12 protein-coding genes are annotated in these 14,624 nt (G+C 38.3%); 4 read left to right on the plus strand and 8 right to left on the minus strand.

What is annotated here, in order from left to right; all coding sequences use genetic code 11:
- Positions 1 to 67: 67 nt before the first annotated feature.
- Together RIV7116_RS09685 and RIV7116_RS09690 are read right to left on the minus strand one after the other, a co-directional pair.
- On the minus strand, positions 68 to 1,222 hold the full coding sequence (locus tag RIV7116_RS09685) for a glycoside hydrolase family 10 protein (protein ID WP_015118117.1): 1,155 nt from the start codon (positions 1,220 to 1,222) through the stop codon (positions 68 to 70).
- Positions 1,223 to 1,365: 143 nt separating this feature from the next.
- Positions 1,366 to 2,181, minus strand: coding sequence for a DUF1206 domain-containing protein (locus RIV7116_RS09690; protein WP_015118118.1), 816 nt, complete (start codon positions 2,179 to 2,181; stop codon positions 1,366 to 1,368).
- Between the two features lie 256 nt (positions 2,182 to 2,437).
- On the opposite strand from RIV7116_RS09690, the gene RIV7116_RS09695 reads away from it, so the two are divergent.
- Together RIV7116_RS09695 and RIV7116_RS09700 are read left to right on the plus strand one after the other, a co-directional pair.
- Positions 2,438 to 3,289: an alpha/beta fold hydrolase gene (locus RIV7116_RS09695; RefSeq protein WP_015118119.1), complete on the plus strand. Its 852-nt coding sequence runs from the start codon at positions 2,438 to 2,440 to the stop codon at positions 3,287 to 3,289.
- Positions 3,290 to 3,608: 319 nt separating this feature from the next.
- On the plus strand, positions 3,609 to 5,264 hold the full coding sequence (locus tag RIV7116_RS09700) for a metallophosphoesterase family protein (RefSeq protein ID WP_015118120.1): 1,656 nt from the start codon (positions 3,609 to 3,611) through the stop codon (positions 5,262 to 5,264).
- A gap of 114 nt (positions 5,265 to 5,378) precedes the next feature.
- Here the strand turns inward: RIV7116_RS09700 and sbcC are convergent, their stop codons facing one another.
- Positions 5,379 to 8,405: an exonuclease subunit SbcC gene (sbcC, locus tag RIV7116_RS09705; protein ID WP_015118121.1), complete on the minus strand. Its 3,027-nt coding sequence runs from the start codon at positions 8,403 to 8,405 to the stop codon at positions 5,379 to 5,381.
- A 449-nt stretch (positions 8,406 to 8,854) separates the two neighbouring features.
- On the minus strand, positions 8,855 to 9,640 hold the full coding sequence (locus tag RIV7116_RS09710) for a hypothetical protein (RefSeq protein ID WP_015118122.1): 786 nt from the start codon (positions 9,638 to 9,640) through the stop codon (positions 8,855 to 8,857).
- A gap of 461 nt (positions 9,641 to 10,101) precedes the next feature.
- Between RIV7116_RS09710 and RIV7116_RS34820 the strand changes: the two genes are divergently transcribed.
- Both RIV7116_RS34820 and RIV7116_RS09715 read left to right on the plus strand, forming a co-directional pair.
- On the plus strand, positions 10,102 to 10,356 hold the full coding sequence (locus RIV7116_RS34820; RefSeq protein ID WP_015118123.1) for a hypothetical protein: 255 nt from the start codon (positions 10,102 to 10,104) through the stop codon (positions 10,354 to 10,356).
- Positions 10,357 to 10,367: 11 nt separating this feature from the next.
- Positions 10,368 to 11,444 carry a hypothetical protein gene (locus tag RIV7116_RS09715; RefSeq protein ID WP_015118124.1) on the plus strand — a complete coding sequence of 359 codons (1,077 nt, stop codon included), beginning with the start codon at positions 10,368 to 10,370 and terminating at the stop codon, positions 11,442 to 11,444.
- A gap of 260 nt (positions 11,445 to 11,704) precedes the next feature.
- On the opposite strand, the gene RIV7116_RS35750 is transcribed toward RIV7116_RS09715, so the two are convergent.
- From RIV7116_RS35750 to RIV7116_RS36390, 4 genes are all read right to left on the minus strand, one after another.
- The gene (locus tag RIV7116_RS35750) at positions 11,705 to 11,857 is read right to left on the minus strand and encodes a hypothetical protein (protein WP_157229270.1); all 153 of its coding nucleotides are present in this window, start codon (positions 11,855 to 11,857) and stop codon (positions 11,705 to 11,707) included.
- A 731-nt stretch (positions 11,858 to 12,588) separates the two neighbouring features.
- Complete coding sequence (locus RIV7116_RS09720) at positions 12,589 to 13,590, minus strand: transaldolase (RefSeq protein WP_015118125.1); 1,002 nt, start codon at positions 13,588 to 13,590, stop codon at positions 12,589 to 12,591.
- Between the two features lie 407 nt (positions 13,591 to 13,997).
- Positions 13,998 to 14,222 (minus strand): hypothetical protein, encoded by a 225-nt coding sequence (locus tag RIV7116_RS36385; RefSeq protein ID WP_052330800.1) that lies wholly within the window; start codon positions 14,220 to 14,222, stop codon positions 13,998 to 14,000.
- A gap of 99 nt (positions 14,223 to 14,321) precedes the next feature.
- Complete coding sequence (locus RIV7116_RS36390) at positions 14,322 to 14,477, minus strand: histidine phosphatase family protein (protein WP_198287583.1); 156 nt, start codon at positions 14,475 to 14,477, stop codon at positions 14,322 to 14,324.
- Positions 14,478 to 14,624: the final 147 nt, after the last annotated feature.

The following is a 14,624-nucleotide window of genomic DNA, read 5'->3' on the forward strand; positions in this document are numbered from 1 at the left end:
CTGTGTCCTCCGCGCTCTCTGCGGTTTTTTATTATTCAGGATTTATTTTATTATTTATATTTTGACATTAAAACCAATTTTTAAAAAAGTTTAATAAACCCTGCTTTTTATTAACAACTTTTTGCTTATTTTTATTACCTTGATTTAAATCCAGTAAACAAGGAAAAGCAGCCGAATTAGCATAGTATTTTTGTTTCAACACTTTTGCCAAAGCATTATTATTATCTCGTAAACCTTCATAAAAGAAGAAAACTTCTCCTTGAATACCGCAAGCACGATTATATTCTATTAGTTGCTGCAAATAGTCTGGACTTATATTGTAGGAACCCAACTTCATTAAAACACCAGGAGCTAATTTTACCCGCAGATTATTGCCAAACTGCTGTTTAATTAATCTATCAATAATATTCTTATAACTATTAAAATCGCGACGATAGATTTGCGGATGAATAATATCTACTAAACCTTTTTCCAACCATGTCTGCGAGTCTTGTAAATACTCTTTCAATGCCCAATCGTGAATATTAGGAGCCATTGAAATTAGTAAATTATTATTTACAGCCTTAACTTCTTTGTATAAACGCGCTAAAAAATCAGTTAAAATGTCTGCTCGCCACTGCAACCATTGACTATCTTTATGATTTTGCGGGGGATTTTTACCAAATTCTTTTTTATAGCCTTCTAAAGTACCATTATCGTATCCACCTTCACTAGGTAAGGCTGGTAAACGGTCATCTCCTTGAATACCATCTATATCATAATTATTCACAACTTCAAGTATCAGACTTAACAAAAAACTCTGTACCTCAGAATCTAGAGCATTAAGCCATTCAAAACCGTTTTTGTTCAACAAATTACCTTTACTATCTCGTGCAGCCCAATGCGGTTTTTTCGCTAGTAAAACACCTCCATTAGAATTGTAAGAACTAGCAAAACCATATTCAAACCAAGGAATAACTTTTAACCCTACGTCATGAGCTGCGGTAATAACTTCAGCTAGAACATCTCTTCCCCGATATTGCGGATTGATTTCCACGCCAAAATTCTCCTGCATTACCCGAGAAGGAAACTGTGTTACTGCTTTATTCCAAACAACAGGAAAGACAACATTAAAACCAGTTTCAGCAATAAAGTCCATTGCTGAAACTATATTTTCCCGAGAATTAAATACAGTGCTTGCCGTAGTTGTTAACCAAACGCCGCGTATTTGAGTAAATGACATTTTTGGAACAGTTAGCAGTGAGCAGTTAGCAATGAAGCTAAAAAAATTTAAGTATATATATTGAGTTTTTTTATTTAATTTAGTTATTACCTATTACCCATTACCTATTACCTATTACCTATTACCTATTACCCATTACCAACCTACATATTAGGATCGAGATGACGATATCTTGCCTGAACAACCATATATACGCCATAAGACATCAATCCTAAAGCCACAACGGTTAATAACCAAGGTCCGTAAGGCTGATCTGCTAAAGTTTCCAATGCTTCATCAAGTCCTCCAACTTGACTTGCTCTAGCCATATATGCAGCTTCAATAAAAAACCAACCAATTAAAAAGAATACAATACTTCTTGCTGCTAAGCCAAATCTACAAATAGCGATAATCCACTCGCGCCCAGCACTGCTCAATTCCGATAAATCCAATTTTCTACGAAACTTAGCACTAAAAGCTCGATATATGTAATAACATCCGAAAGCAATCACACCCGCGCCAATAGTTCCCACTAGCCACTGTCCGAAAGGTTGATTCAGCAAACGCTCAGTCCAATCTTGCTTGCTATCGCTATTACCGCTTGCACTGCCAATAATAATCTGCACGGCGCTCCAAGCTAAAGTCGCATAAGCTAAACCGTTAGCTACATAACTTAATCTTGTGGCAATACCTTTTAAATCCTTACCCTTTCCTTCCGGATCGTTGATGGCTTCAATAAAACGCCAGATTGCATAACTTATCAAACCAATTGCGATCGCGGCTAGTAAAAATTGACCAAAAGGTTGCTGCACTAAAGTTTTCAAAGCTCCTTCGGTATCAGTAGTCTTTCCACCTCCACCAAAAGCTGCTTGTACAGCCAGCAATCCTACTAAAAAGTAAACAGTTCCTTTTGAAGCGTAACCGAACCTAGCAAACCGTTCAATCCATGTCCCAGGATGATGTGATATTTGTTGTGTCATAGTTGTTAAAAGCAATAACTATGTTCATCTACCCACATATAACTATGAAACACATCTATCCCCAGAATAATCCAAAGTATAGAGATTTTACGGTTAGTAGTTAATTAACATTTAGCAGTGAGCAGTTACCAGTTAATAATTAAAATTTTTTCTACCCCCTCTTCCCCCTCTCCCCCCTCTACCCCCTCCCCCTCATCACTCCATTACTTTATGCCTGTAAGATAAACTAGATAGATTTATTTTTAGTTTAAAGATTATGGAAACCTTGCAGCACGGTTACATCACAACTAATGGCATAAAGCTACATTACGTCACTCAAGGTAGTGGTCCTTTAATGCTGATGCTGCATGGTTTTCCAGAGTTTTGGTATTCCTGGCGATATCAGATTCCCGAATTTGCTTCAGATTTTAAGGTAGTTGCTCCTGATTTAAGAGGTTATAACGATAGCGATAAACCATTAGAGCAATCGGCTTATGTAATGAAAGAGTTAGTGCGAGATGTAGAAGGTATAATTCGCGGTTTGGGATATGAAAAGTGCGTGCTTGTAGGTCATGATTGGGGAGGAGGGATTGCTTGGAATTTTGCTTATACTTATCCAGAAATGGTAGAGCGATTAATCATTATGAATCATCCCCATTATGCAAAATTCTCTGAAGGTTTCCGAACACCTCAACAATTATCACGTAGCTGGTATGTATTCTTGTTTCAACTACCTGTAATTCCTGAATTATATGTTCAATCTCAAGATTACAAATTTATTGAGGATGCTATTAAAGGTATGGCAGTCGATAAAAGTGCCTTTACTAAAGAAGATATCGACGCTTATAAAAATGCCATAAAAAAACCAGGGGCTTTGAGTGCAACAATAAATTACTATCGAAATATTTTTAGTTCCCAAATGTTGAATCAAAATTGGAGCATACTGGAAGTTCCAACTTTAATGATTTGGGGAGAAGAAGATACTGCATTAGGAAAAGAATTAACCTACGGAACCCAAGACTATGTTAAAGATTTTCAAATTAGATATATTTCTAACTGTAGCCATTGGGTACAGCAAGAACAGCCACAATTGGTCAATCAATATATGCGAGAATTTTTAACTGCTTGATTTTACTTACTTTTTCTGCAATTGTGGTTTCTGAAGTAATTAATTATTGAATTATGAATAAGGATAATATTTTAAAACAGCGAACAGTGTAGCGAAGCGTGACACGAAGTGATATACAGTTCCTTCCGGCTGATGGTTGGGGATGAGCGGGGTACCACCAAATCCTTTCACCAATTAGTGGGGAATTAAACCTAGTTAATACAACTGGTAACTGATGATCCACATCCTCCGGATGAACAACTGATAACGTTTTGTGAAAAACGTACATATAAAATTATTTAACATTAAGATTTGTCTGTATTGTCCAAGTAATTATGTGATGAAGTCGCCATTAAGATTATTAACAGAACCATTTTTACAATTTCCGACTCCAACTTCAATTAGAGTTGTCTGGTTTACCGAATTTATGGGTGACGGACATGCAGTGTCTTACGGTAGTAACTTATTAGAAAGTGTCTTTACTAAAAATATTAGACCAATTCATTTAAGAGAAGATCAACAATCGCGAGTCGGAAAACAAACAGCAGATGAGCAAGTTTATTCGTACCCTGTTTTACGAGAAATTTGGCGGCATGAGGCTCACTTAACAGATTTAACTCCGGGTAAAAGAATTTCTTATCGAATCACAAGTATTGCTGAAAATAACGAGCTAATTAGCAGCCGGACATTTACTCTTGAACCTGCTCCACTACCAGGTAAACCCCTAAAGATTTTATTAACCTCCGACCATCAAATTAAGCCAATGGTAGCAGCTAACTTACAAAAAGTTAGAGAAACCTTTAAGCGAATAGACGCGGTTTTCTTTGCTGGCGATCTAGTCAACATACCAGATCGTGCTAGTGAATGGTTTGATGATAATCGCGGTAATGCTTTCTTTCCTTGTTTTCAGGGACGTGCTAAATACGTTATGAACTCGGATGGCGAAGAAAAAACTTACAAGGGGGGACAAATAATTCAAAACGCTCCCATATTTCCCTGTATTGGAAATCATGAAGTAATGGGACGCTTTAATACCGGAAAAAGCTTGAATGAGGAATTTAACGATACTATTCCCCGTCATGTTGCCCAGAAGCTGTATGGAGAGAGAACATTAGAATATAATTCATTCAATACCAATACTTTCGAGAAGATATTTAGTCTACCTGAAACTGACACAGGTGAAAAAGGTTACTATGCCGTCAGCTTTGGCGATATACGTTTGATAGTTTTATATGTAACTAATATGTGGCGATATCCTACGGCAGAAAACTCCCGTCGAGGAAAATATGCAGAGCCGCAGGAGGAATTAAATAACCCGCAAAATTGGGGATATGGACAGCATATTTACGAACCAATTGCTAAAGGCAGCACTCAATATAATTGGCTTGTTAAAGAACTTAACAGCGTTGAATATCAGCAAGCTAAATATAAGATAGTAATGTTTCATCATCCTCCACACACTTTAGGAGATAATATTGTACCTGCCTACACTGACCCAGTGCAAATAATAGAGAAGGACAAAAAAGGTAATGTGACATCGGTGCGATATGAATATCCCAAAGAGAAAGATTATATCAACCGTGACTTAATACCCTTGTTAGAAAAAGCCAAGGTACAGTTAGTATTTTACGGACATTCTCATTTGTGGAATCGTTTTGTAAGTCCCAGTGGAATGCATTTCTTGGAATCATCAAATGTAGGTAATTCCTATGGCGCGGCATATAGAGATAGAAAGCGAAGCAGTTTGCCAGATAATCATAATGACAATTATACAAAAACTGGCGACCCTTACGGATTAAAACCGGTAGTACCAGCAATCGCTCCACTTTTTGACGAAAACGGACAACCCTTACCTTATATTTCTAGTAACGAGATTACCGTATTCAGCGTCTTCGATACGGAACAAGGTACCATCAGTAGTTATCGTTTCGACACCAGTAAACCGGAATCTGAAGTCATTAAATTTGATGAGTTTCATTTAACAGTTGACAGTTAACAGTGAACAGTAAGCAACCAATTACCAATTACCAATTACCAATTACCAATTACCAATTACCAATTACCAATGCCCCATGCCCCATGCCCCATGCCCCATGCCCAATTCCCTAAATCAAATCATCATCCGTATTTTAGAACCATCTTGAGTTTTATTGACTTCAATGCGAGCGGCGAAGGCTTCTTTTAGGTGGGGCATATGAGTTACTGTGAGAATGCAGGCAAAGTCGGGAGCTATGGCATTGATTGCTGCGATTAATCTGTCGCATCCTTCATTATCTTGAGTACCGAATCCTTCATCAACTATCAGTAATTGCAATGCTGCTCCGGCTCGCTGCGCTAGTAATTTGGCTAATGCTAAACGAATTGCAAAGTTAATTCTAAAAGCTTCTCCACCAGAATAGGTTTCGTAGGCTCGGGTGCCTCTAGCATCGGCGATTAAAATATCTAAGGTGTCTATTAATTTGGCATTTTTCTTTTTGGCTTTACTGGTTTTACCCGCCCTTTGTGTAACGAATTGTACGTGTAATTGATTGGCACTTAGTCGGGAAAGTAATTGATTTGTCTCGGCTTCAAGCTGTGGCAAGACGTTTTCAATCATTAATGCTTGGATACCATTTTTACCAAATGCCTGGGCTAATTCCTGATAAACCCGCTGCTGGGATCGCACTGTTTTGAGTTGCTGTTGCTTTTCGGTATGCTGAATTTGCAAATTTTCTAAATATTGAGACTGCTGCTGTAAACGTCCTAAATGACCGAGTTTATCGTCGAGTTGACGACGACGGTTAGCTAATTTCTGTTCTAAATCTTGAATTTGAGCAGTGGGGTTGGTGGTTTGTTCAAGCTGAGCAATAATACCGTTAATATTTGTCGCTAACTGCTGTTTTTCGCTCAACCTAGCTTTTAAAGCTTCCTCTACATGTTGCGATCGCTTTTTGATTTCGGGATATTGGGAAAGGGCTGAAACTAATTGCTGATGCAGCAAATGCCAAGATTGAGCTTGTCTTACATCTATGCGAATTTGGTTATGACGTTCGTTATCGTAACCCATATGAGTAATTTGATTCTCTAATTCTTTGATAGCTCTGGCAATTTCGGAATCAACTTGCTCTAATTCGATTTGATGTTCTAATTGATTAATAGTTGTTTGAATTTCCGGTTTTCTCGCTGCTAACTGCGCTTGTCGCTTGCGTGCATCTTTAATTTGTCCTTGTTTAATTTCTGCCCATCGCCATTTTTCAACTTCGCTACGAGCTAAAGCATGATTCTGTTCGTTGTAATCAAGCTGTTGTAAATACTCTTCTAACTCCTGCAATTCTTTTTGCTTTTGGGGGGCATAATCACCTAGGCGCAAAGTTACTTCTAATCTTTCTTTTTCATCAGTAATTTGCTGTATCTGTTGGTCAACTTCACTAGTTGCTTGCAGTTGTGCGGCTAATTCTCCTTTTTGCTCGCGTAAAGATTCATAGGGAGATAATTTACTGTTAACACTGCGATATTCCTGCCTAAATAGCTGAATTTCTCGCTCTGAGACTGCTAGCTGTTCGCGAAATACCCATAATTGCCCCTGAGTATCGTTGTATTCAACCTCAGTTTTATCCACTACTCGATTCCAGTGATGCTCATCTAAAGGACGCTCGCATAAAGGACAAATCGCATCGGGGTTTTGCAACATTTGCAATTTTTGTTCTAACTCACCTAAGAGCCGTTCGTATTCGCGCTGCTGAGCGTGCAAACGCTCCATAAAACTCCGTTTTTCCAGTCCTTTTTCCTGTAGTCTTTGCAGATAAACCTTATCTTTATCTAACTGTTCAATCTTCGTTTCTACTTCCATAACCGCTTGCTGGATTTGCGGTTGCCTGCGAGATTGGTTTTGCAGTTGTCTATGTGTAGTCTCTAGCTGTTCAACTCGGGCTACTATCCCTGCTTGAGTGCGATGTAGCTCGGTTTGCAATAAGGAGCGCTGCTGCAACAAAGGAGAAACCTGCATTTGCAAATTATCTAAATGGCTTAAATGCCCGCGAGCCGCTTTCAATTTTTCTAGCGCTGTTTCTACGTCACCAGTATGCTTGAGAGTCCGCTCGATATCTTTTTCCTGTTGCTGTAGCGCTTCTAATTGTGCTTGAGATTGCTGCAACTGCCGCTCAATTCCTTGAATATGCTTGCTCAGCTGAGAAAGTTTTTGCTGGCGTAATTGAGAAGCACGGGTATATTGTGCAAACAAAGCCCCCATTGATTCTTCCTCAGATTGCAGAGTTTGATAATGGGCATATCCGGCTTTGATTTCTGCTTCTCGATTTAATAATCCTTTTAAAGAATCAAGTTGAGCTTTCAAACTAGATTGCTCGCTTTCCAGACGCTTGCTATCTTGAGTGAGATTGTTATATTGCTGGCGAACAAAATGTAACTGTTCTTCCCAACCTTGTCGCTGATGTTGGATAACCTGCAAATTTTGCAACTGGATATTATCAAAACCCTGTAACTTTTGTAGTTCGTTGAGTTCAGTTTCTAATTCGGTTTTTTGTTGAGCAATAGTTTCTTGCTGTTGGAGTTGAGTTTTGATCGAGCCTAGAGTACGCTCTAATTCTTCTCCTCGCGCTTTTAACTGACGGGATAACTCTTTGGCTTTGTCTTCAAGCTCATCGTATTGATTTAACTTTAATAACTCGGCTAAAATCTCTTTACGCTCGCTTGGACGCTTGAGCATGAACTCATCAGCTCGCCCCTGACGCAAGTAAGCAGAATTAATAAAAGTATCGTAATCTAGCTTAATATGACTAAGGATTACCTCTTGAGTCGCCCTTAAACCTTTACTTGTCAGGGACTTAAACCCCTCTTGTGTCTCAATTTGAAACTCTAAAGCGCTACTAGAACCCCGACGGCGAGTCCGAATTACTCTATAAATTTCTCCGTTTGCTTCAAAAGTAAAATCGACTCGGACATCTTTGGCTCCAGTGTGGATAATATCGTCCTCTGAAGCGGCTCTGCTTTCACCCCATACTACCCAGGTGATAGCCTCTAAAAGCGAAGACTTGCCAGCTCCATTAGAACCACAAATACACGCCGTATGCAATCCGCTAAAATCTAAACTTGCATCTTGATAACTAAGAAAGTTTTTTAATGTTACTTGTACCGGAATCATTTAGGCTACAGGAGAGCTATGACTTTTTATTAATAGCAGTACATATGCTGTTTCTGTAGTCTAACTATGTAGAAATATTCTTTCTAGTCTTTAAAGCCCCATTTTTACAAAACTTAACATTTTTACTAGCTTTTGTTTCCTATTAGGCAAAATATTTTTTATTTGTCAGCGAAAAAGAATATTTATCAGAGGGAGATGGGGAAGCAGAGAATTATGAATAATAAATTACGACTATAGCTATAATATTTAATCTTTAAATCTTGTTCTTCAATCACTTTTACTCCAAGGATTACCTCAAGAATTTGAATTCAAAATCCCTACAAAAATGATCGGCGATTAAAATCTAAAATTTCTAATTATTATCAGCGGACTGTACAGCCCGCACTACAATAATTTTAATTTTCCTGTTGTGTAATTTACATACATGCCAGCTTAACAGGTAATTGCATTCAGTCTTCTTTGGGGAATTGTATTCGATTACCTTGGGGGGTAGCCACTATTTTTCCACCTAAAGCTTCTATTTCACGAATTGCTCTTTGAGAGGTTTTTTTATCAGTGCCGTGACTCAACACCATACCCCAAGCAGAAATTTGAGCATATTTACTATCAGGATTTGTTTTAAGAAATTCTGCGGTTTTTCTCGAAACTGATTCTGCCAACCTGCTTTCTTCGTTTGAATGTTCGGAAGCCCATTCGGAAGCATTAGTAAAAGATTCTCTTGCTGCTTGAGAATCCCCCAAAAATAGTAATTCATCAATTGCTTTATAACGCCATACATAGTAGGAATTTTTGGGAACCCAAGGATTAAGGGACTCCAATCCTTTATTGGTAATATTTACAGACTTTTCTGGCATCCCAGCATACAGAGAAGTACTTGCAGAAAGTGCCAAATAGGCATTTACAAACCGAGGGTCGCGCTTTAAAATTACCTCGAAGTATTGCGGACTTAATCCATAGCCCGTTTTACTACGAATTTCATCATCTCCAAAATATTGTAAAAAATTAAGATATATCCAATTTGCAATTAAGTTATCATAGCCAAATGTAGGAATTTTTTTGAGAAGTTTTAGACGGACTTGTTCCGCGTTGATTTCTCTTTCTAAAGCTTCTACGGAAGTAGTTGGTTTGTCAGAGAGCAATTTTTGCATTCGCGGAAATTGTAACAAACTAACTGCAAACAAGCATAAACAGGCTACACTTGACGAGGTAATGACTTGACGAGATAGAGCGAGCATTGTGAGGAAGGACTCAAAAGGTATCGTATTACTACCTCATGGTTCCCTCATACTTGATAAAAGTAACAGGTTTAATTCAGAAAGCCTATTTCAGTTTGGTGTTTGTCTGACCGAACTTAAAACATCATAGAGCAATTTGAATTGTTGCTTTGCAGCTTAAGAGGGGATTTTATAGTATCTTAAATTCTTGTTAGTTTTGAACTAACATCCCCCATTTTTTCGACTCAAATCGAGTTATTAGTCTGTAAAAAGCTATTATGACTACTTTAGTCATATATAGTTTTGTAGAAAATAGACAAACGCATTAATGGTACTTACCGGCTTTGCTTCTTTCCCGGATAATCTAAACGGTGAATAGAAACATCAAATTATGTGCCCCTAAAAGTGCAGAGTCTATTGAACGCAAGCACGTTCTTCGGTTTGAATGACTATATTTGGACAAGATTTGAAAATTAGTAATCATGGCAAGCAAGACAATTAACGTTAGAGAATATACCGTTCGAGCGCACAAGCGCGAAATTCATACAAGGGTATTCTCGTTTGTGTGTAAAGAGTGCAACAAGCCTACAGAGCGAGAAACTTATGGACCTCGACCGCTTTATTGCGAAAAATGTCGTCCACCTCAACCGTCTTATCGCAAATCAAACTCTAGGTCTGCTAGTAGTAAAGCCAAACCTAGAGCAATGAAATATAAAGGAGAGGCTGAAGTTAGTTGAATCAGAACGCTATGAAACCAGAGTCGCAGCAAAACTTAGAAACACCACCCCAAGCTTTACTCGAACCCCTATTAGGTTTGAGAGAATATTATGCTCGTTTAGTACAAGAGTACGAGGTAAAGGTCACTACTGCTAGAATTCAGCTGGCTCATGTTGAAGCGCTGCTGTCTAATTCTTCCGCTTTAATCAACGGTAAAAGCTTCCCTGGTCTTGAGATACTTGATGTTACAGCAATTACGCAAACATCTCCCTATCTATCTAAAGAAGCATTGGAATCTCAGCTTAAAGGTAGTAGCACTCAAGAAACCGATTCGGTTGAAAAAGGAGAAGATACGGAGTCTGAACCTGACACTGGGGACGAACCGGATGCAACAGCTTCGGATGATGAAGACACCCAGCCCGAAATTGAAGAAGATGAAACCACTCAAGCTTCTAAACTTGAAAAAGCTTCATCCTCTAAGAGCAAATATAATGCAAAAAATAGCTCCGAAATTCAGATGTTGCCCGAATTTCGCCATATTTCCCGAATAGAAGCTATAAAACAGCTTTTAGAAGAAAATAGAGCTAAAGTTTGTCACATCGATTTCGTAGTGCGATCGCTCTATGGAGATTTAGAATCAACTGCATTTAAAGTCGTTAAAGGTAGAGTCCATTCTTCTCTCACTCACGGCAAAGAACAAATGTACTGGGAGTCTGTTCCCGACGAGCCTGGTTGTTATACCTTGGATTTAAGTTTGGTAGTACCACCCGGTAGCAAATCTAAATCGAAAAAACCTCGACCTAAAGCCAAGAAGCAGTTAGTTCCCCAGAGGACAAAAAAAATACCAATGCTTCCTCAGTATGAAGGTCAGTTTCTAATTGATGCTATTTCTTCATTTTTGGAAGAAAATTCGGGGAAAATCTATTCTGTGAGTGAAATAATCGAACAGATTTATGGAGCGCTTGATGACGAAGAGATTAGAGATATGAAGATTCGCAGCATGGTACTTGGGGAACTTTCCCGAGGTTATCGTATCGGCAGATTTGCCAGAGTTCCAAATAAATTGGGTTATTACACGTGGGATTTGGATACGGTAGATGCTGCTTAAGTATCTTGACCCATAGCTCAATGTGATATGCTTAACTCAACAATGCTCGTCCTATCAATGGTGACGGGCATTTGTTGAATAGGAGATTGTGTATAGTGCATAGCGTGAGGAAAATTAAGCAACTAGAGATGCCCAAAAAGAATTGAGAGCGAGAGTTATGAATTGTAAATAAATAGGATAAATGGGGCTATCTAATATCTATAATCGTATGTCTGCATATCGATATTTACGATATATGATATTCTTTCAATTCCCGCGCCCTATGCCTCATGCCCGATTAACTTGTAGCATTCCCGAGCAATCTGCCAATATTCTTGGGTGTGTATGACTAATACCTGTAATGCTAAGTCAGATGTAGAAATATCTTCGTCTTCATGTACCGGAGCAAGCTTTGCCCTCCGGTGCGATCGCATCTTTTACTATTAGAACTTACGCACTCGTAACGGAAAATAGAGCTTTGCGATGATCCGCACCTTCGGTGAATACTATCTCCCTCCGGGAGACGCTCCGCTAACGCACAGCGAATAATGACGTAGACACCTAGTCCGTGCGTAAATCCTGACTATAAGGATAATTCCTTGCCTAATAATACAATTGAGACAAATAAATTCAGAGGAATGACAAAAAGTTAATACTATATAATACTCGTCTATGCACCGTATTATAGTTATAAATAGTTGTAAATTTGAAATTTATTTAAAAAGAATTTCATTATTCAAATTTATATATAAAAAGTATTATATGAGACAATTAGCAATTATTGCTTAAGATTTATGGTGTTGCTGATTGAAAATATGAATAGCCCCCCAACCCCCAATTTTAGGGGAGAAATGTATTTTAAAGTTCCCCAATTTTGGGGGATTTAGGGGGCTAGTAAATATGAGAAAGATAAACTCATACTTCAATTCAGCAATGCCAGATTTATTGACTTTAAAGAAGAAAGTAGTATCAAAAGTAGAAATGATTTTGAAAAGCAATTATTACCTTTGATATTAATTTTGTATATGGGAATACTTGATTTGTGTTAGAGTCTAGCGGTATCGGATTCGGCTAATTGCTTTCTATTAGCTAGAAATAGGCTGTATAAAAAAGAAAAAAGAGATATTGCATTGCAACATCTCTAAATTCAGTTAACTAATTTGCATTAAGCAACTTTAGCTTCCCCATCAAGGTTGGCTAATCTTTCAGCTAATAATTGCTCTAGATTTTCCAAAGCTTTAGAAAATCCTTTGATTCCTTCGTCTAATTTATCAGAAGCCATTTTGTCTTCTGCGTGCATTTTCTCGAAGGTAGCTTTGTCCATAGAGATTTTTTCAATGTTCATTGCTGAAGCTTTTTTAGCGTCAAGTTTGCGGGGTAACTCACTGCTATTGCTTTGTAATTCAGCTAAGAACTTAGGAGCAATGGTTAATAAGTCACAACCGGCAAGTTCGGTTATTTCGCCTAAATTGCGGAAGCTAGCTCCCATAACTTCTGTTTTGTAGCCAAACTTTTTGTAGTAGTTATAAATCTTAGTAACAGATAGAACACCTGGATCTTCTGGAGCAGGGTAGCTATCTTTTCCGGTGTCTTTCTTGTACCAGTCAAGAATACGTCCAACAAAGGGAGAAATCAAAGTTACATCAGATTCCGCACAAGCAATAGCTTGATGGATGCCGAACAATAATGTTAGGTTGCAGTGGATACCTTCTTTCTCAAGAACTTCGGCAGCCTTAATACCTTCCCAAGTGGAAGCGATTTTGATTAAAACACGTTCGCGGGAAACACCTTTCTCTTCGTATTGTTTAATAATTTCCCGTGCAACGTTAATAGTGGTTTCGGTGTCGTAAGAAAGTCTGGCATCAACTTCTGTAGAAACTCTGCCGGGGATGATTTGAAGAATTTTTAAACCAAAAGCCACGGCTAAACGTTCAAAAGCCAATTTCACAACATCTGCTTCTTTTGCACCAGCACCAGCATCTTTCTGAGCTTGAGCTAAGGTATCATCAACAATTCCTTGATATTCTGGCATTTGAGCTGCTGCGGTAATCAAAGAAGGATTAGTGGTAGCATCTTGGGGCTTGAACTTTTCAATCTGTTGGATATCACCAGTATCGGCTACCACAACAGTCATTGAGCGTAATTGTTCTAATAAATCTTTGGACATAACTTACTCCGTTTAATTTTATCGATGTGTCGAGGATTGACGCTTTTTTGTTTAATACTGCTACTACTAACAAAATTTAGTAATCGGTGAAGCAGCGCAGTCTTGGGGGTTTCCCCCATGAGCGACTGCTGAACCCGGAGGGTAATTGATACATTTTTCTAATGCATAATTCCTAACTACCGATTAAAGATTCCTTTTTATGCAGCAAATCCTATTCTATTTATCAATTCACGATATTGGCTGTCGGATTGTATGCACTTTGATTAAATTGTTATTAAGAATTCATACCGTTTTGGGGGATTGGGCATGGGAAGATGAGGAGATAGGGAGATGGAAGAGAGGGGGAAGAGGGGGAAGAGGGGGGAGTAAAAATTCTTAACCTTTAACCTCTAACCTTTGACCTGTAATTACTTTAATATCAACTTATTGGAGACGTTACCAGATTCATCTAAATCGTATACTATCGGTTGTCCGGTTGCTAATTCTAGATTAGCAACCTCTTTGGGTTTAAGTTTATCTAATTCCATTATAATCGATCGCAAAGAGTTGCCGTGAGCAGCTACTAGAGTGCTATCGTCTTTCTTAAGGTGAGTTAAGATACGTTCTTTGAAAAATGGTACAGTTCGATTCATTGTTATATTCAAGAGTTTTACCGTTAGGGGGACGTACTGAAAACAAACGCCGCCATTTTATGAACTAATTCTTTACCTAATTTTTCGGCTGTTTCGGCTTTATTCAATCTTTGTAAATCGCCATAGTAGCGTCTGAGCCGTTAAAGCCGCTTCCAATCTTCCCCTTTTGTTTAGAGGAACACCAACCCAACCGCTAAAACGATTAGCAGCATTCCAAGTACTTTGTTCGTGACGAATTAATATAAGTTTGGTCATAATACTTGGGCATTGGGAATAGGGTATTGGGCATGGAGAAATGATAATTTTTCTCACATAGAAAGCAATATGCCTTCAGTAAAGATTACAGATACTTTTATAACTCTAAATTCATAATTTCTAAATCTTAACTTCTTTCCCAATGCC

Source organism: Rivularia sp. PCC 7116, from assembly GCF_000316665.1.
Lineage (GTDB): Bacteria > Cyanobacteriota > Cyanobacteriia > Cyanobacteriales > Nostocaceae > Rivularia.